We start from the raw sequence: 18358 nt of genomic DNA, 5'->3' as shown, positions 1-18358 counted from the left end.
GTAATCAAAAATGGAGATGAGAAAAGATGCAGCAAATATCAGAATATGAATTGATACTTATGAAAATCATTTGGAACAACGGCGGAACGGCGTTGTATGCAGAGATTGTCAGGGCATTAGAGGACAGAGGCACCCCCTGGACAAAAAATACGATCATTACTTTATGCTCGAGGTTGGCCAGCAAAGGCTTTTTGAAGACGAATAAGATAGGACGCAGGAATGAATACACAGCTGTTGTTTCCGAGGCAGAGTATCAGGAGGTGCAGACGCAGGATTTTCTCGAAAAAGTCTATGAATGCGATGCGAAGGGGCTTGTAGCCACGCTGTTACAAAAAGACTTGCTTTCCTGCGAGGATTATGAGGACTTAAAACGCCATTGGGAAAAAGGAGGCAGTCACAAATAAACGAAATGATAAAACTAATTTTGTCGCTATCCCTTTCCGGGTCTATCCTTATTCTCATTCTGTTCCTTTGCAAACCTTTATTTCAATCAAAAATGAGCAAGGCCTGGCAGTATTATATTTGGCTCGCCGTAATTGCCAGACTGCTGCTCCCCTTTGCGCCGGAACATAATCTTGTAGGTAGCCTCTTTAGAAACTATGATTACGCAGCCTCACAATTAGAACAGAAAATGCTTCCTGAATCTGGTTTTGCGTCGCTGCAGGGAACTGATCTCTTTCCAAATACTATCACAGATGACAGTAAAGCCGAGGACGAAGACTATTCTCCGGTAAATGTGATGAAATATGGTCTTCTGATGCTGATACGTAATTTGGGCCTGGTTTGTCTGGTAGCCGCTCTGATCCTGTTAATACGGAAAATTACAATCTATCAGAGCTTTATAAAATACGTAAAAGCCGGTTGTGCTCCGGTAGACGATATTAATCTTTTGGAGCAGTTTGGAAAAGAGGCAGAAGACGCAAAAATCAATGTCCCGGTGGAACTGTATACAAACAGCCTCATATCATCTCCTCTGCTGCTTGGTTTTTTCCATCCCTGTATCGTGCTGCCGGGAACGGATTGTTCGGATTTAGATTTTCAATATACCATAAGGCACGAGCTGACGCATTTTAAGCGGAAAGATATGTTTTATAAATGGCTTATGCAGACGGCGGTATGTCTGCATTGGTTTAACCCCCTCGTGTACCTGATGGCGCGCGATGTCAACCGTCTGTGTGAACTATCCTGCGATGAAGCTATTATCCGGCATTTGAATAAGAACGCTATGCGGGACTATGGGAATACCTTGCTGGGTGCGGTCAGACCCAAAGGAAACTACAAAAATTCACTTGCCTCTGTTACATTGAATGAAAGCAGGGAGCTATTGAAAGAAAGGCTGGATGCTATTATGAATTATAAAAAACAAACAAAGATGATTAAAGTACTATCCTTTATCATGACACTTACGATCTGCCTTGGCGGAGCATTTACCGGCGCTTACGCCGCTGCCCCGAATCCGCTGCCGGGAAATGCCTCCGGACAGGATAACGCAGAGACAGAAGAGGAGGTCGTCTTTCATCTGTCGAGTAATGGACATAACGGCATTACCAAATCGGACAGCTTCGAGGCAGAAGACGATCAGATTTTAACCATAACGATTCAATCTGACATCAAAGGCGGTTCCGTAGATTTGTTTCTTTTCTCACCTGATAACAAAGAACAGCGCATTACCATGAACGATTCTGATGAGACGAAAACAATTACGCTTTCAGCCGGCAGATGGGCTTATAATTGTACCGGATTCTTTAAGAGTGGCAGCATTACCATTCGCGGCACAGTTCCCCGCAGTCATGGCAATGGTGATAGTCCCGACAAAACGGCAGCAGAAGTGGAGAACAATAAAGGTACTGTCATAAATCTGAGTAATGGTAAGCGAGACAGTATTACCCGCTCGGGCAGCTTTGATGCGAAAGACGATCAGGTTTTAACTCTTACCATTCAGTCTGATATTAAGGGCGGCTCCGCAGATATCACTCTTTTTTCACCCAATCATGAAGAACATCGTATTACGATCACTGACAGTGATGTGACAAAAACGATCGCGCTTTCAGCCGGCAGATGGGCTTATAATTGTACCGGATTTTTTAAGAGCGGAGATATTACGATTACCGGCAAAATAGAATAGATGGAATTTCGTGTTGTCCTGCCCAATCGGCGGCGGTCTTGAAAGTGACTAATTTCAAGGCCGCTGTTTCTTGTTCTTAGTCCCGGCAGCACGTTTGTCCGAAGATAAACATGTAATTTTTTTCCATACCGCATTTAACTTTTGTACATTTACGGCAGAGGATTAGGAATGGTATCATAAATCTATCAAAGAGACAGGAGGAAGTTACATGAAAAAAAGTGTATTTGCAATTGCAGCAGCGTGTATGGTGACTGTGGGAGCTTTAGCAGGCTGCGGCGGCCAGGGGAAGGACACAGCAGCAGAGGTTACGCAGACAGAATCAGTAAAGGCTGAGGCTTCGAAGGAACAGCAGGAGACACCGGCAAAGGAAGCCGGCAGCAAAGAAAAGGTGGTCGTGACAGCTCTGATTCAGCAGTCCCGAAACTTCGAGGGCCTCCAGAAAATGATTCAGAAGCTGGAAGAGGAAGAGAATATTAAGATCGATGCACAGATCGTGCCGGATGATGAATCTCTGAACATGATTAAGATGAAGCTCAATTCAGGAGAGTGCCCGGATATCATTGATTATAATGTCCCGGCCGTGTACGATATCATTGATCCGGCATCTAATTTTGCAGATATGACGGGCGAAGCCTGGACAGACCGTCTGATTATACCGGGGAACGTAACGGCCAAGGATGGAAAGATTTATGGATTTCCGTTCCTTTCCGTACCGGGACTGCATGGATTTATCTACAATAAAGATGTGTTTGACAAAGCTGGTGTTGAGGTGCCGGCAACCTGGGATGAGCTTCTCGCTGCCTGTGAGAAAATAAAGGAGAGCGGGACAACACCGATCTTTATGCCGAAAGATACCTGGGTTCCGCAGATACTCATGACAGATAATTTTGCAAAAATCCTGGGAGCGGACGGCTGTAAGGATTTTGCTGACAAGATCCTGAAAAACGAAACAAAGTGGAGCGATGTTCCGGAATTCGCCGAGGTACTGGACAAATATCTGGAATTATATCAGAAAGGCTACGTAAACAGCAACTTTGCATCTGCAACCTACGATGATGCCATCGCGGCTGTGGCGGACGGAACAGCAGCCATGCACTTTAACGGAGACTTCTTTGCGACGTCTGTCCTGGAGGCAAATCCAGAAGCCCAAATCGGTATGTTCCCTGTCTCTATGAAGGAGGGCGCGGACGTTATCACCGAGAATATGTCTTCCGCAGGATTCGTGGCATATAAAAATTCCGAGAATCTCGATGTCGTGAAAAAGATCTTTGATCTGTGGTCCACACCGGAATATGCAAATCTCTACTTTGCAGACCGCCCGGCATTCCCGGCATTCCAGGGTATTGACGGCGGCAAGGTTCCGGATTACCTGGCTGAGATTAATGAAAACTATATTAAAGAGGGAAAAGCGATCCCAGAATTCAATTATTACGTAATGACATTAAATCCGTTGTTTGAGAGCAGCTTATACGTTTACTATGTGGATGCTCCTGCCAAAGGAACTATGGATGGAAAGGCCGTTATGGAGAAATTCCAGAAGGATTATGAGCAGTATATGAAGGATCAGGGAGCGGAAGGATTTTAAATAAGTAGTTTAAGGATCGGGTGCTGCGGGCTGTGAAGGCAGAGCAGCGCCCTTTCTTTCATTTATCAGGAGGTTTTAATGTATGAACAGAAAGCTGCGTTCAAAAATATATCCGATGTGGATCGCTCTTCCGGGGGCGCTTGTATTTACCGTTTTTTTTGTAGTGCCGATTATTATTGCATTCTTCTATTCCTTTACGAACTGGAATTTGGATCGTATGGATTCACCGCAGTTTATAGGTCTTCGCAACTTTATCAATCTGTTCCAGGATGAAGTATTTGCCCGTTCCATATTTAACACACTGCTGTTTGCGTTTACGACCACGCTGTTTAAAACCGTAACGGGGCTGCTGATTGCGCTTGTGGTGGTAAAGCGTTTTCGCGGCAACAGCATATTCAGAACCTTGTTCTATCTGCCCTGTGTGCTGAGCTGCATGATTGTGGGCCTTTTATTTACCGGGATTTTAAAGCAGGATGGTCTGGTCAATAACCTGCTGGCTGCCGCGGGGATGGGGCAGTTGGCCAGAGACTGGCTGGGCAGCTATGGAACAGCGATGTTCTGGATTATCTTCATTGAAGTCTGGATGTGGGCGGGATTCAGCATGTTTCTTTTTATCTCAGGCTTAAATGCAATCTCCGGTGAGTATTATGAAAGCGCCCAGTTGGACGGAGCCAGTCCGTGGCAGCAGTTTTGTCACATTACGCTTCCCCTCCTGGCCCCATCCTTTACCGTTGTAACAACGCTGAATATCACCGGTGGTTTAAAGGTATTTGATCTCGTATACTCCCTTACCGGCGGAGGACCAGGGTTCGACACTCAGGTTTTAAGCACTTATACGTACCGCGCGTTCGGAATGGGACTTCTCGGAAAATCCAGCGCCAGCGCGTTGCTGTTGTCTGTCGGAATTGTAATAATCACATTTTTATTAAACAGACTATTAAAATCAAGGGAGATTGATGTATAATGAAGATATTCTGGATACGCCACAGAAAAAAAATAATACCTTTCCTGATCTGTCTCGTTCTATGTCCGGTGTTTCTGATCCCTCTGATTATGATGATTCTGGGATCGTTTAAGACTCAGGGAGAGGCACTGCATATGGATTTGAGCCTGCCGTCACATTTTCAGTTTGAAAATTATCTGCATGTGATTCAGACGGGGGAGATTTTAAGGGGCTATAAAAACAGCCTGATTGTTACGGTGTGTTCTGTCGCCATTGTAATTATACTTGGCTGCATGACGGGAATTATAATTTCCAGACGGAACGATAAAAAAGCCGGCGCCCTGTATTACTATTTTGTATTTGGGCTGACAGCCACCATGCAGATGGTGACAACCTATTTTATGATGATTAAAATGAATCTGTATGGAAGTTATATCGGTGTGATTCTCGTCTTCGCTGCGGTGAATCTGCCATTTGCAGTCATGACCTTTTCCAGCTTTGTGACGGGTGTGCCTAAGGAGATCGACGAAGCGGCGATCATAGATGGCTGCAATACATTTCAATTGATATTTAAGGTGCTGCTGCCGATCTTAAAGCCGGTCATGATCACGAACCTGATTATTGCAGCCATCGGAATCTGGAACAATTTCCAGGTGCCCCTGTATCTGATGAGCAGTTCGAAACGAACGACGATTCCGATGATGATCTTCAATTTTTATGGCCTGTATTCCAGAAACTGGAATTACGTCTTTGCCGCGCTTGTTATTACAGTGCTGCCCATCGTTATCCTGTATCTGGCCCTGCAGAAATATATAATAGAGGGGATGACAGCCGGAGCAGTGAAGGGGTAGAAAGAACCGAAAAGAAAGGTTTTTATGCTGAAAAAAGTAAAGTTCCAATCGAAAATGATTTTTTTTCACATAGTAATTGTTCTCTTTGTATCGGCCGCCCTCATGGGAATCTTTTACCGGTATGTGGTGGATGCCATAACGGAACGGACAAATGATGATTTTGAGGTGATCGCCACCAGCGTTGCCGACAGACTGGATAACCACCTTTATAATATGGATAAAACGGCGCTTCAGATAGCCGCAAATCCCAATATCGTGAGTGTATTCCAGAAGGTGGACCAGGAGCCGGACAGCAATTTTTTTATCCGGGAGCCTCTCATTGCTTCGGAGGTTATCAAGCTGCTGAACTCTTATAATTTTAAGAAGGACGGGTATGCCAGAATCTGTCTCTATAATGATGATCAGGATTTTGTCTGTACGGCGACAACCGTTACGACAGCGACCGGAACAGAGGCTTACTTTTCGGGAGTGGAGTATGCAAAGATACGCGATTTCTTCAGGCAGGAGGACAGCTTCGTATGCTTCGTTCCGCCGCAAAACGATGTGCTGAACGATACCGGGTTATCTGAAAAAATGTATTTCTCCGTTGTCAGACAGATTAAGGATTACTCTTCCAACAGCTTAAAGTGTGGATATGTGGAAGTGCAGGAATTTGCAGAACGGCTGGATGAAATGTTTTATGGGATAGGGAAAGATATTAATTCCGTAATCCTAACGGACGAGGGGGAGGCTGTTTACCGGAGCTTCGGCTCCGAAAGCGGCAGGGCCGAGAGCAGACTGGAAGCAATGATACAGATGGCGTCAGAGGGACGGCTCACCGACGGGGATAAAAGTGTACCAGGCCGGTATGTGTGCAGCAGAAAACTGCGGAACGCGCCGTTTACCATTCTCTTCGAAAAACCGGAGAATGTGCTGATGGAGCCGCTGGCTCAGTTTAACCGACTGATGATTCTGGGAATGCTGCTGATTCTTATTACTGCAATTGTAACGGAAATTCTGATCGTGAGGAAGCTGTCAAAGCCGTTGACGGAGTTGAACCGTTCGATCAAAACGATCTCACTGGAACATTTCCGGATGGACATTGCAGGTTATGAAAGCAGCGATGAACTGGTACAGATCAAGAATGCTTTTAACGCGGTATTGAGCCGGATGAAGGAGTCTGTGGAACAGCAGTACGCCGCGGAGACGAATGAACTGAAATCCCATTTATTTGCATTGCAGTCTCAGATGAATCCCCATTTTCTCTATAATATATTGGCGATTATCTCCATGGAATCACAGGCAGACGGCAATAGGAAGGTGGAAAATATCTGTTCACGGCTCTGCAAAATGCTGCGTTTTACCTCATCAATGGAAGATGGCTTCTGTACGATGGAACGGGAAGTTGAAAATGCGGTCAATTATATGGAACTGATGAAGGAACGGTACGAAGACCTGTTCGAATATGAGGTTCATATGGACCAGGCGCTGTCCGCTGTCCGGATACCAAAGCTTATGATCCAGCCTGTCTGTGAAAACTGTTTTAAGCATTCCTTTAAAAACACGGAACCGGTATGGAAAATCAGGCTTCTGGTTTATGCAGAGGATGGGAAATGGTTTATAAAAGTTCATGACAACGGAACGGGATTTGCGGAAGAGTACTTAGAAGAATTTGGAAGGATGAAAGAGAATTTAACCTTCAAAAATGTGAGGGAGAGCCTGGAACAGATATCGATCGGCGGGCTTTGCATCCCCAATATCTATATGAGGCTGATGATATGCTATGACAGGAATTTCGAATGCCGGTTATATAACGATGAGGAGGGGGCAGTTGTGCTGCTTGGAGGTGAATTGGAATGATTAGGGTCCTGATTGCGGAAGATGAATTACCTCTTCTTCGCGGCATAAAAAAGATGATCGAAGGACTTGATCCTGAATTTTCGGTAGTGAAATGCGCGAAAAACGGCAGAGAGGCCATGGAATATCTGGAAGAGCAGCAGGTGGAGGTGGTTTTTACCGATATTAATATGCCAATGGCGGATGGGACAGAGATTTTAAAATACATATATGAAACGTGCCCCTCTACGCTGGCGGTAGTGATTAGCGGTTACCGCGATTTTTCCTATGCACGGAAGGCCCTCTTATACAATGCGAAAAATTATCTGCTGAAGCCCGTGGACAGAGAAGAACTGGCTTCGCTGCTGGCTCAGATGAAGGAAGAACTGAGGCAGAGGGCGGGGGCGGAAAAAAGCAGGATTCTGACAGGGATACTGTATGAAGGGACCCCCTGTGAGGCGGGGAACGCGTTATTTGAGACGGTATATCCCGTCTATCTGATGGCCGGCGCGTTTAATTCCAACAGTCTGGAGGAGATGACTCCGGGGAATGTCTACTGGAAGAATCATGACTTAAAACAGATCGTTTCCCTTGTGACCAGACAGGAGCAAGGGATATTCTGTTTTTTCGGAAAGGCGATGAATGAACAGATTCTTCTTCTGGAGGGGTTAAACGAGCCTGATATGGCCGGAATCGCGGAATCAATTTTATCGCTGCTTCCTCCCCGTATTTCGATAACCATCTGCTATGGAAATGCCATTACAGATATCAGTCAGGTGCAGGAGAGGCTTGGCGCACTCCGGGCGGAGATAAGGGAAAAATGCATGTTTGGCGTATCGTCTGTGACCAACGCCCTGCCGGAACGAAGACCTTTCACACTTGCTGCGTCAACGGAATCCGCCATCTCCTTTGCCGTAAAGAAAGACGATTTTGCCGAACTGAAGGGGATTCTGATGAATGTCAGAGACCAGATGAAACTGTTCAGAGTCACGCAGACAGAGTTGGAACGGATTTTGCAGAAGCTGTTTCTGATGGCGGCAGTCCATTCCGCAGAGCGAAATGAGCCGGAGGAAAATAATACATTTCCGGATATTGGGGAACTTCTTTCCTCTGCTGCGGATATGGACCAGGTGTTTGATGAATTTCTTTTATATGTGAAAGACATGAGCATGGGAAAATCGGCGGAGGAAGGAAAGAATCTGATGCGGGAGGTAGATGAATACATTCTGGCCCATTTGGATGCACAGATTACGACGAAGATGCTGGCTGCCAGATTCGGTCTGGTTTCACCGTATCTCAGCAGACTTTTTAAAGCGTATAAGGGCCTGACTCCGTCGCAGTACATCCAGAATATTCGTCTGAACAATGCAAAGGAGCTGCTGACTGCATATCCGAATATTACTTCAAAGGATATTGCGGGGATGGTAGGATATCAGGACCCCCTGTATTTTTCCAAAATATTTAAGAAAAATACGGGAATCTACCCGTCGGAATACCGGGCGGTATATCAGGAAGAAAAAGAGAAAGGGAAGGACTAAAAAATGAAATTTCGATTGGATCAAAGTGCGGCAAATGTAAGGGAAGGGCTGGAGCTGCTGCTTGAGGAGCGGGGCCATGAGCTCGGGACAGATGGGGAGAGCACCGCTGTAAGGGAACAGCCGGTCATCTGCTGGGAACAGGAAGGAGAACATGAGATTTCAGTCTCTTTGAAACATGGCGTCTTAACAATCAGATGCAGGGAAAAGGTCCATTTTTTCAGAGGTTTTATGAAGGCGCTGGAATATCTGGAGACGCATGGGGCAGATTCGGAATTTGAGCTGCAGGAATTTGAGCTGCGGGAAAGTGCCTGCTTCCAGTCGTCGGGGGCAATGCTTGACTGTTCCAGAAACGGCGTATTAAAGGTCGGGAAAATAAAAGAGTACATCAGACGCATGGCCTCCCTGGGCATGAATCTTATGATGCTGTATACGGAAGAGACGTATGAGGTCCCGGAGTATCCGTATTTTGGCGCTTTCCGCGGACGTTACACGAGAGAGGAACTGAAGTCCTGTGATGACTATGCGGAACTGTTTGGAATCGAGATTGTACCGTGCATTCAGACGCTGGCGCATCTGCATACGGCGCTCCGATGGAAGACCATGCAGGGGCTGACCGATACGCCGGACATTCTACTTGCCGGCGACGATGAGGTTTACAGGCTGATCGATGCCATGATAAGCAGTGTGTCCTCCGCTTTCCGCAGCAGGCGTGTCCACCTCGGTATGGATGAGGCGCATGAACTGGGCCTCGGGAATTATTTAAATAAAAATGGCTATCAGAACCGTTTCGAGATCATGAACAGCCACTTACAGCGGGTGCTGTCCATCTGCCGGAAATACGGGATGGAGCCGATGATCTGGAGCGATATGTATTTTCGGTTGAAGTCCCCCAGCGGCGATTACTACGATCTGCTGCCGGAGACCGATTTTTCCGATCTGCCGGAAATTCCGGAAGGCGTAGCGATGGTCTACTGGGATTACTATCACGATGAGAAAAAACACTATGAGAATTATATCAAGCTTCATAAAAAATTGTCAGACCAGACGCTGTTTGCAGGCGGTGCGTGGATATGGAACGGTGTTGCACCGAATTATTCCTGGATGGCGGCGACGCTTATGCCCGCGCTGGAAGCATGCCGGGAGAACGGTGTATCAGAGGTGATCTGTACATTCTGGCAGGACAATGGGGCGGAGACGCCGATGACGGCCGGAAATCTTTCTCTCACAACCTTTGCAGAAGCCTGTTTTTCCGGAGAAAGTGGTTTGCAGGGCGAAGAACAAAGGACGGACGGCGATTACATGGAATTTCTCTGGGGCGACGGCAGGGAGGCATGGTGGCTTCTGGATCGGTTCGACAATGTTCCCGGTGCCGGTAAGAATAACCGTTACGCGGACAATCCATCCAAGTTCCTGCTCTACCAGGACGTTATGCTGGGCCTGTTCGATGAACAGATTCGTGATCTGGGACTGACGGAACATTATCAGAAGCTGGCGGAGGAACTGGCTGAGTACAGGAGCCGCCATTCGGGCGCCAATGTGCTGTTTGAGTACTACGAGGTTTTAGCACGGCTTCTGGAACAGAAAGCAGAACTGGGGATCCGGATCCATGACAGTTACCACAGCGGAGACAGGGATTATCTGGCGGAAGCGGAACAGAACGGCATTCCGGCCTGTATCAGGCTGACGGAGAGACTTGCAGACTTAAGACAGGGAATCTGGATGGAGGAGTGTAAGGTGTTCGGATACGAGGTGCTGGATATCAGACTGGCTGGAGTGAGGGCGCGCCTGGAATACGCCGGAAAAAGGCTGGCCCGGTATCTTTCCGGTGAGACCGACTGCCTGCCGGAGCTGGATGAGAAGAGACTTGTCTATGCGCCGGATCAGAGCGACGGCAGCCATGCGCTGTGCAGCTGTAATTTCTGGCAGAATATTGTCAGCGCGGGGAATATTGCAGGGATATAATGGAAGATGCAGAAGAAACACGGGTTAAAGAAATGAGTACGAATGATTCGTGAGTAAAAAAATGGTTGAGCCTGTGCGCTCAACCATTTTTTTACTCCGCCTGTCATTCCCATTTGAAAAATCGAATAGAAATTCCGCCGCAGACGACCGTGATCACCGCCATGACGGCAAGGGAAGCTATCACATTTTCAGCCGGCAGGCCCAGGGATGCAGCCTTCAGCAGCTTAATTCCCTGAGTCAGCGGCAGCAGGTCCGCGAGTTTTTGCAGCATGGCGGGCATCACCTCATACGGAAGTGTGGCGCCGGAAAAGATCAGCATTGGGAAATAGAGTAAGCTTGCAAGAACGCTTGCGATTTTTGTATTAGGAGATACGCCGCCTACCAGCATTCCAATACTGAACATGGAGATCATGACAAGGAAAAAGGCGCCCATAAACGGTAGGAAGGCTCCCTGCAGCTTCATGCCGAATAACAGCACAGACACCAGATAGATCAGCACCAGTGCGATCAGGGAATAGATCATGTAAATGGCCACCTGAACCGACAGTAAAAGTACGGGGCTGGACGGTGTGATTTTAAAGCGTTTGAGGATTTTCTTCTGCCGGTAGTCGGAGATTACCAGAGGCAGCCCCATGACGCCGCCCGCGCAGACTGCGATTGTGGAGACTGCGCCGAAGGATTGTTCCAGAAAAGTATAGTCCGCGCCGTCAAAAGCCGGTTTTCCGCCGTAAATAATCCCGAGCAGTATAACCACGACCACGGGCATGCAGACGGCGAATATGATCATGTCCATTCCACGGAAGGAGAGTTTTAACTCGGTTTTCAGCATTGTAAGAAATTTATTCATCTCCGTCAGCCTCCTCTCCCGTAAACCACAGATACGCCTCTTCCAGCGTATTGCCCGGGCTTAACGCAACCGCTTCGGCTGTTGTTCCGCAGAATGCGAATGCTCCGTCTTTTAAGATACCGATTCTGTCGCAGAGCTCTTCCACCTCATCCATGAAGTGCGAGGTTAAGAAGATTGTGAGCCCTCTGTCTTTCAGCTCCTGAAGGCTCTTCCACACACTCCTTCTTGCCTTGGTGTCAAGGCCGGTGGTCAGTTCATCTAAGAACACCACCTGGGGATCGGGGATTAATGCCAGAACGATAAACAGCCTCTGTTTCTGGCCGCCGGACAGCTCGCTGACGAAATTCTTTTCTTTTTCCTGGAGTCCGAACTGCTTTAACAGTTTTGTGTAGTCGGCCGGACAGTTGTAGAGGCAGGCTGTTTCCTCGCACAGCTCGCTCACCCTGATCTTGTCAGGATAATTGGCCTCCTGAAACTGCACGCCAACCTGCTGAAATAAGTTCCTGCGGTCCTTTTGCGGACTCATTCCCAGAATGGAAATACTGCCGCCATCTGCTTTTTTGGTGCCCAGCATGCACTCGATCGCCGTGCTTTTTCCCGCGCCGTTAGCGCCGAGAAGGCCGTAAACTTCACCTTTGGATACCGTTAAATCAAGATTCTTGATGACATGCAGCGCACCGTATGACTTTGAAAGACCGGATACCTGAATTGTTGTTTTCATACCATTTTCTCCTCTCGTTGTTGTGAGAAGAGAATAGCACACAGATACAGGTTGGTGGGTAAATGGAGGGTTTCTTTTTTTACTTCATTTTATTTGATTTTATGAAATATCATCTTTATTCCAGCTAAGTTATTCCATCTAAGACAACTCCGCTTCGAGGAAGCAGCACAGCATAAGGAGGTTGACAGGCAGGCGGCCGGTCAGGCCGATACCGTTGTGGTTTCTGACCTTTACAGAGGAAATATCTTTACAAAGAGTATTATCCTCTTTACGGATATGCCATTCTGCGGTACACTTTTAGAGATGTCAGTAATCAAAACTTAGGAGAGCGAATCAATATGGTAAGAACCGTTGTGAGAGATGTTTTTTTTCTGACACAGAAATCGGAGCCGGCGACAAAGGATGACTTGGGGACAGTACAGGATTTACTGGACACACTGCAGGCGAATACCGACCACTGCGTGGGCATGGCGGCCAACATGATCGGTGTCAGAAAGAATGTGATTGCCGTTCAGATGGGAATGGTGAACGCAGCCATGCTTAACCCGGTGATTGTCAAAAAGACAGGTCCCTATGAGACGGAAGAGGGCTGTCTGTCGCTGGAGGGAGTCCGCAGGACTATCCGGTACCAGGAGATCGAAGTGGAGTATCAGGACATTCATTTTTGTAAGCACCGCCAGAAATATTCCGGATGGATCGCGCAGATCATTCAGCATGAGTGCGACCATTTAAATGGAATAATCATCTAGCATTACAGTGCATCCGGTCAACCATGTTTTAGGAAACAGTCAGCGAGATAAAAGAATGAAAATATTAGTAGATGCGGACGCATGTCCGGTAGTGAGAATTGTGGAACAGACGGCGGAACGCTATGAGATTCCGGTGGTGCTCTTATGCGATACCAACCATGTGCTTCAGTCTTCCTACAGCGAGATAAAGGTCATCGGAGCGGGTGCGGATGCCGTGGATTTCGCGCTGGTGAATCAGTGTGGCAAAGGGGATATCGTGGTAACTCAGGACTATGGAGTGGCGGCCATGATTCTGGGGAAGGGAGCACATGGAATCCATCAAAGCGGAAAGTGGTATACCAACGAAAACATCGACCAGATGCTGATGGAACGCCATCTGGCCAAGAAGGCCCGTATGGGAAAGGGGAAGCACCATCTGAAGGGTCCGGCAAAGAGGACGGTAGAAGACGACGAGCGGTTTCAGGAGTCGCTCTGCAAGTTGATTGAAGTGGTGCTGCACAACTGTTGAGACTGGATTGAAAGGCCAAAACGCAGCCGGAATTGAAAAGACACCGCGCAGCAGCCGGATATTAGCTGCTGTACGGTGTCTTTTTAGAAGCCGCAAAAACCCGCTCCAGGATCATATTGACTGCGATTCCGGCCGCGATGATCATGCCGCCCCAGAGCGTGGCGCCGGTCTGATAGCTGCCGGCCACGGTATCCAACAGGATTCCGGTGAAGACCTGGCCGACGAAGACGAGAAGCGTCAGCTGAAATCCCGGTATCTTCGGAACCGTGATATTTAAGAGCATTACCACCACGACGCCGAGAGCACCGCCGAAGTAAATCCAGGGGTGGAAGCTGCCTCCCGCGGAAGCGGCTGCGGAGGTTCCGCTTGCTGCGGCCACGGAAAAGGCGAGAATTACCGTAATCGGAAGTCCCACCAGATGATTCACCAGCGATCCCTGCAGCGCCCCGGTTTTCTCGGCCAGCCGCGCGTTAGCGGTCCGGGACAGCACCATGGAAATACCGGATGCGAAGGAGATGGCAGCCCCCAGCGCCGCCGTCGTGACAGAGGTATCCAGCATCACAATGATACCGAACACCGATAACCCCAGGCCGATAAACGCATACCGGGGAAGCGGCCTTTTTTCCATACCGAACAATCCGGAACTGTCGATCACCAGGGACGTAACTGTCTGTCCCAGAAGTCCCAGGGCGATCACGCTCGTGATGCTGATATAGGTGAAGGCCAGATTTTGAAATACCGTTGTAAAAACACCGATTGCACCGCCGAGATAAATCCATTTGGGCCTGTGAGTCCAGACCGGCTTTCTGTTTTTCTGTGAAGCGCAGAGCAGCAGCGCAAACAAAGAACCGACCGCATGGATAATCGCGGCAGCCGTGAACGCACTGTACTGAACGGACAGATTTCCATTTACGGAAATCATCACGGACAGAATAATACCATTGATAAGGGCTAAAAGCTGATACATGACAGTTCACCTCCTGATATGAGGATAACAGAATATCCGTCGTACCATGTAGGACATTTGTCATGGTATTTTTTCCGGTTTCTGTTATAATAAATAATAAGACCATAGCTAGTACAGCGTTGCATAAGTTCCGGTGAATTATGCAATGCTGTACTAGGTTAAGCGAGGTAATCGATTTGAAAAGGCTTCCATTGAGAAAAGAACATGCTGCCTGTCTGGCAGAATACGGCCTGCAGAATATTCCGCTGAACGCTTGCTGCTGTCTGCGGTTTTCGGCAGGAGAAGAGGTGCTGCATGAGGGGCAGCCTATCAGCTGGCTGTCGATTGTCGTCGACGGAAATGCGAAGGTCTGCCGCACAGCACCGAACGGCAAGAGCCTGATCCTGTGCTACAACATTTCCCGTGGTTTGATCGGCGAGGTCGAACTGATGACAAGACAGCTAAGTGCCACCTGTTCCGTGAAGGCGGTCACGGATTTTGAGTGCATTGCGGTCTCCTATCAGAACTGCCTGGCAGAACTGAAAACGAATCTTGTGCTCTTGAATAAACTGGGAACGGAGCTGGCGGAAAAGCTGACTACCAGTTCGGACAATTTCACATCGACCGCGTTATGCACTGGCGAGCAGCGGCTTTGCGCCTACATTCTTCAGAATTCGCACAGGGGCCTCTTCCGCGATACGCTGATGGATGTCTCCTGCTCCATAGGAATGAGCTATCGTCATATGTTCCGGCTGCTGGGGCAGCTCTGCGATGAGGGGATACTGGAAAAGAGGGAGAGCGGATATTACATTATGAATCAAGAGGAGCTGGCACGGCGTTCCCATACGGCTGCTGAGCTTTATCAGAGAGTATAAGAAAAACGGGACCTGTTTTGATGGATGCAAAGCGGGCCTCGTCTTTTTGTGTAAAGAATAGCTGTATATTTGTAATGTTATGATGTCTCCAGATTGGTCAACAGCAGCCGTATCGAAGGTGAAATCCGAAGCTCTTCCATTCAATGCCAGCGTATTCTCATATGTCCGTTGAGTTTTTATATATTTTATGTTAAGATGAAAGAAGCTATTATGGACAAGGATGCCGGCCTGCGAATTGCCGGGAATGCATCCAGGCGGCAAAAATCAGGATTATTCCGCATACTGACTGAGGAGCAATCATGAGGAGAATTAGGGAGGAATCTGGTGATGACAGAACAGGAAAGAGTGAGTGCTGCTGAGAGCGGAAGTCAGGAGACTATGACTGCCGATTATGAGTATAACACACTGATGCGTCTGCTGAAGGTCAGTGTGAGCAAACATCTGCTGGATGAAAGTTTTACGCTGGTCTGGGCCAACGAGTTTTATTACGATCTGATTGGCTGGCCCAAAGAGGAATATGAAGCAGTCTTTCATAACCGCCCCGACCTGTATTATAAGAATGACCAGATGCTGTGGGCGGAGCTCGCGGATACCGTTATGGCGGCGCTGAACGCACACGAAAGCGGGTATCAGCTGGTTACGCGGATGCGAAAGAAAAACGGCGATTATGTCTGGGTGCATTTGACCACCCAGTTTGCCGATGAATACATAAACGGATATCAGGTGGCATATTCAGTCATGACCAATATTGATAATGTAGTAAAGATGCAGAAGGAGCAGTCCGTGACGTACGAGAGTCTGCCCGGTTTTGTTGCAAAATACCGCATCGACGCGGAGATGAACCTGACGCTCCTTTTTGCCAATTCCCGCTTTGTCGAGTATTTTGGCGAAGGAGGCGAGGATAATCCACTGTATCAGCGCAACATAGAGAATAACATGGGTATTATCTCCGGAAAACGGGAAGAGATTCTGAAAGGAGCGCCTGTCTACTTTGTGTTATCCGCAGAATCCCGGAATGGCCAGAATATGCGGCTTCAGGTGAATGCCACCTGTATAGAATGGCAGGACGGCTGCCCGGTTTATCTCGCTATCTTTATTGATATCACCGATGTGACGGAACTGCGGGAAATGCAGATGAAGCTGACTGAACAGACGGAAGCATTAAAGGATGCGCTGGCAGTTGCGGAACATGCGAATCAGGCAAAGACGGATTTTCTGTCCCGTATGAGTCATGAGATCCGCACCCCCATGAATGCGATACTGGGGATGACAACCATCGCGGCGGCCTACATTGACGATCAGAGACGGGTAGAGGACTGCCTGGAAAAGATTGGCTATTCCTCCAAGCATTTGATGGCCCTGATCAACGATGTGCTGGATATGTCGAAAATCTCCGAGGGCAAGATCAGGATTGCCCATGAGAATTTTGATCTTGAACAGGTGGTGGAGTCAATCTCTTCCATCATTTATCCCCAGGCGGCTGCAAAGGGACTGATATTTAATGTACCACTGATTGACTTATCGACTACGGTTATGACTGGAGATTCTTTAAGGCTGAACCAGATCCTTTTGAATCTTTTATCCAATGCGCTTAAATTTACACCTGCCGGCGGTACGGTAAGGCTTGAAATCCGCCAGCTCCTGAGAACGGAAGACAAAACGCGTCTTCGTTTTACTGTCAGCGATACCGGCATTGGTATGAGCGATCCATTTATGGAACGCCTGTTTGAGCCTTTTGAGCAGGAGGATAACCGCGCAGTGCAGACTTTCGGGGGGACCGGACTGGGGATGCCGATTACCAAAAATCTGGTTACGCTGATGGGCGGCACCATTACAGTGAAAAGTGAAGTGGGGAAGGGAACCGTGTTTACCGTAGAACTGGATTTTGACATACCACGGGATAAAAGCAGGATGTTACCGCAGAAACAGCATGAGCTGGAGTCGCTTAAGGTACTGATTACGGACGACGACCGGGACAGCTGTATCCATGCATCACTTCTGCTGAAGAAAATGGGAATTCTATCAGACTGGGTGCTGACCGGCCAGGAGTGTATAGACCAGATCCGTCAATCACATAAGAACGGTACGGACTATGATGTATGTCTCGTGGATTTAAACATGCCGGATATGGATGGAGTGGAGGTGGTCCGCAGAGTGAGGGAAGAGGTGGGCCAGGATACGACCATTATTATTATTACTGCTTATGACTGGACGAATATAGAAACGAATGCGAGGAAAGCAGGAGTGGATATGTTCCTGACTAAGCCGGTTTTTGCCTCCACACTTTACAACGCCCTCCTCTCCGTAACCGGAATTGACAGAGTGGTGCGTGCGCCGGCAGAGAAGAACCATCGGCCGGAGCTGGCAGGCCATCATGTGCTGCTGGCGGAGGATAATGAGTTAAACCGCGAGATCGCGGTGGAGCTGCTGCAGATGATGGGGGTTACGGTTGACTGGGCGGCAAACGGCAGGATCGCTGTAGACAAATTCCTGGCTGAAGGGGACTCCTATGATCTGATCCTGATGGATGTTCAGATGCCGGTAATGGATGGATACCAGGCAACGGCAGCCATCCGCAAATCCGCGCATAAAAAAGCCAAAACAATACCGATAATTGCCATGACGGCGGATGCGTTTCACGAAGATATCGTAAAGGCAGAGGCTGCGGGGATGAACGGCCATCTGTCAAAGCCGATTGATCCGGAGCTGCTTTATGAGAAGGCAGCAGAATATATAAGGGCTGATCACACATAAGAAGTGCCGGTTGACCGGATGGTGCAGAGGCTGAACTGTAACTGAACGGTTACAAAAGTTTTGTATGTTGGAGAAGATTACTTGTACTGGGGAAGCTCTTTTGATATAATAAAATGAATTGCCTATAGCCGCCAGGAAG

15 protein-coding genes are annotated in these 18358 nt (G+C 48.1%); 12 read left to right on the top strand and 3 right to left on the bottom strand.

The window, feature by feature from the left end; genetic code table 11:
* Positions 1-26: 26 nt before the first annotated feature.
* From H8S75_RS09365 to H8S75_RS09330, 8 genes are all read left to right on the top strand, one after another.
* On the top strand, positions 27-404 hold the full coding sequence (locus tag H8S75_RS09365; protein WP_002600221.1) for a BlaI/MecI/CopY family transcriptional regulator: 378 nt from the start codon (positions 27-29) through the stop codon (positions 402-404).
* Positions 405-409: 5 nt separating this feature from the next.
* Positions 410-2125 (top strand): M56 family metallopeptidase, encoded by a 1716-nt coding sequence (locus H8S75_RS09360; RefSeq protein WP_243270215.1) that lies wholly within the window; start codon positions 410-412, stop codon positions 2123-2125.
* A 208-nt stretch (positions 2126-2333) separates the two neighbouring features.
* Complete coding sequence (locus H8S75_RS09355; RefSeq protein ID WP_187020994.1) at positions 2334-3710, top strand: ABC transporter substrate-binding protein; 1377 nt, start codon at positions 2334-2336, stop codon at positions 3708-3710.
* Between the two features lie 82 nt (positions 3711-3792).
* The gene (locus H8S75_RS09350; RefSeq protein ID WP_187020992.1) at positions 3793-4674 is read left to right on the top strand and encodes a carbohydrate ABC transporter permease; all 882 of its coding nucleotides are present in this window, start codon (positions 3793-3795) and stop codon (positions 4672-4674) included.
* On the top strand, positions 4674-5504 hold the full coding sequence (locus tag H8S75_RS09345) for a carbohydrate ABC transporter permease (protein ID WP_002600217.1): 831 nt from the start codon (positions 4674-4676) through the stop codon (positions 5502-5504). The genes H8S75_RS09350 and H8S75_RS09345 overlap by 1 nt, the downstream gene beginning before the upstream one ends.
* Positions 5505-5528: 24 nt before the next feature.
* A complete protein-coding gene (locus H8S75_RS09340) occupies positions 5529-7343 on the top strand; it encodes a sensor histidine kinase (RefSeq protein WP_187020990.1) in 1815 nt (604 codons plus the stop codon).
* Entirely contained in the window at positions 7340-8857 is a 1518-nt protein-coding gene (locus H8S75_RS09335) for a response regulator transcription factor (protein ID WP_187020989.1), read from the top strand. The genes H8S75_RS09340 and H8S75_RS09335 overlap by 4 nt, the downstream gene beginning before the upstream one ends.
* 3 nt (positions 8858-8860) lie before the next feature.
* Entirely contained in the window at positions 8861-10819 is a 1959-nt protein-coding gene (locus H8S75_RS09330; RefSeq protein ID WP_187020987.1) for a beta-N-acetylhexosaminidase, read from the top strand.
* Positions 10820-10922: 103 nt separating this feature from the next.
* Here the strand turns inward: H8S75_RS09330 and H8S75_RS09325 are convergent, their stop codons facing one another.
* A complete protein-coding gene (locus H8S75_RS09325) occupies positions 10923-11666 on the bottom strand; it encodes an ABC transporter permease (RefSeq protein WP_187020985.1) in 744 nt (247 codons plus the stop codon).
* A complete protein-coding gene (locus H8S75_RS09320) occupies positions 11659-12387 on the bottom strand; it encodes an ABC transporter ATP-binding protein (RefSeq protein WP_187020984.1) in 729 nt (242 codons plus the stop codon). The genes H8S75_RS09325 and H8S75_RS09320 overlap by 8 nt, the downstream gene beginning before the upstream one ends.
* Positions 12388-12725: 338 nt before the next feature.
* Between H8S75_RS09320 and H8S75_RS09315 the strand changes: the two genes are divergently transcribed.
* Positions 12726-13136, top strand: a complete 411-nt coding sequence (locus H8S75_RS09315; protein WP_187020982.1) for a peptide deformylase — start codon at positions 12726-12728, stop codon at positions 13134-13136.
* A 55-nt stretch (positions 13137-13191) separates the two neighbouring features.
* The gene (locus H8S75_RS09310; protein WP_187020980.1) at positions 13192-13644 is read left to right on the top strand and encodes a YaiI/YqxD family protein; all 453 of its coding nucleotides are present in this window, start codon (positions 13192-13194) and stop codon (positions 13642-13644) included.
* A gap of 61 nt (positions 13645-13705) precedes the next feature.
* Here the strand turns inward: H8S75_RS09310 and H8S75_RS09305 are convergent, their stop codons facing one another.
* The gene (locus H8S75_RS09305; protein ID WP_187020979.1) at positions 13706-14611 is read right to left on the bottom strand and encodes a DMT family transporter; all 906 of its coding nucleotides are present in this window, start codon (positions 14609-14611) and stop codon (positions 13706-13708) included.
* 191 nt (positions 14612-14802) lie between these two features.
* Here H8S75_RS09305 and H8S75_RS09300 point away from each other — a divergent pair, with 191 nt between their 5' ends.
* Together H8S75_RS09300 and H8S75_RS09295 are read left to right on the top strand one after the other, a co-directional pair.
* Positions 14803-15465 (top strand): cyclic nucleotide-binding domain-containing protein, encoded by a 663-nt coding sequence (locus tag H8S75_RS09300; RefSeq protein ID WP_243270214.1) that lies wholly within the window; start codon positions 14803-14805, stop codon positions 15463-15465.
* 327 nt (positions 15466-15792) lie between these two features.
* Complete coding sequence (locus tag H8S75_RS09295) at positions 15793-18219, top strand: hybrid sensor histidine kinase/response regulator (protein ID WP_187020975.1); 2427 nt, start codon at positions 15793-15795, stop codon at positions 18217-18219.
* Positions 18220-18358 lie beyond the last annotated feature (139 nt).

The sequence above is a fragment of the Hungatella hominis genome, assembly GCF_014288005.1.
Lineage (GTDB): Bacteria > Bacillota > Clostridia > Lachnospirales > Lachnospiraceae > Hungatella > Hungatella effluvii.
The sequence above is the reverse complement of the archived record's forward strand: the minus strand, read 5'-3'. Positions and strand labels throughout refer to the sequence as shown.

Bases quoted from the DNA above. Each gene is read 5' to 3' on its own strand.
- H8S75_RS09365 (WP_002600221.1), top strand. From the start codon at position 27: ATGCAGCAAATATCAGAATATGAATTGATACTTATGAAAATCATTTGG.
- H8S75_RS09360 (WP_243270215.1), top strand. From the start codon at position 410: ATGATAAAACTAATTTTGTCGCTATCCCTTTCCGGGTCTATCCTTATT.
- H8S75_RS09355 (WP_187020994.1), top strand. From the start codon at position 2,334: ATGAAAAAAAGTGTATTTGCAATTGCAGCAGCGTGTATGGTGACTGTG.
- H8S75_RS09350 (WP_187020992.1), top strand. From the start codon at position 3,793: ATGAACAGAAAGCTGCGTTCAAAAATATATCCGATGTGGATCGCTCTT.
- H8S75_RS09345 (WP_002600217.1), top strand. From the start codon at position 4,674: ATGAAGATATTCTGGATACGCCACAGAAAAAAAATAATACCTTTCCTG.
- H8S75_RS09340 (WP_187020990.1), top strand. From the start codon at position 5,529: ATGCTGAAAAAAGTAAAGTTCCAATCGAAAATGATTTTTTTTCACATA.
- H8S75_RS09335 (WP_187020989.1), top strand. From the start codon at position 7,340: ATGATTAGGGTCCTGATTGCGGAAGATGAATTACCTCTTCTTCGCGGC.
- H8S75_RS09330 (WP_187020987.1), top strand. From the start codon at position 8,861: ATGAAATTTCGATTGGATCAAAGTGCGGCAAATGTAAGGGAAGGGCTG.
- H8S75_RS09325 (WP_187020985.1), bottom strand. From the start codon at position 11,666: ATGAATAAATTTCTTACAATGCTGAAAACCGAGTTAAAACTCTCCTTC.
- H8S75_RS09320 (WP_187020984.1), bottom strand. From the start codon at position 12,387: ATGAAAACAACAATTCAGGTATCCGGTCTTTCAAAGTCATACGGTGCG.
- H8S75_RS09315 (WP_187020982.1), top strand. From the start codon at position 12,726: ATGGTAAGAACCGTTGTGAGAGATGTTTTTTTTCTGACACAGAAATCG.
- H8S75_RS09310 (WP_187020980.1), top strand. From the start codon at position 13,192: ATGAAAATATTAGTAGATGCGGACGCATGTCCGGTAGTGAGAATTGTG.
- H8S75_RS09305 (WP_187020979.1), bottom strand. From the start codon at position 14,611: ATGTATCAGCTTTTAGCCCTTATCAATGGTATTATTCTGTCCGTGATG.
- H8S75_RS09295 (WP_187020975.1), top strand. From the start codon at position 15,793: ATGACAGAACAGGAAAGAGTGAGTGCTGCTGAGAGCGGAAGTCAGGAG.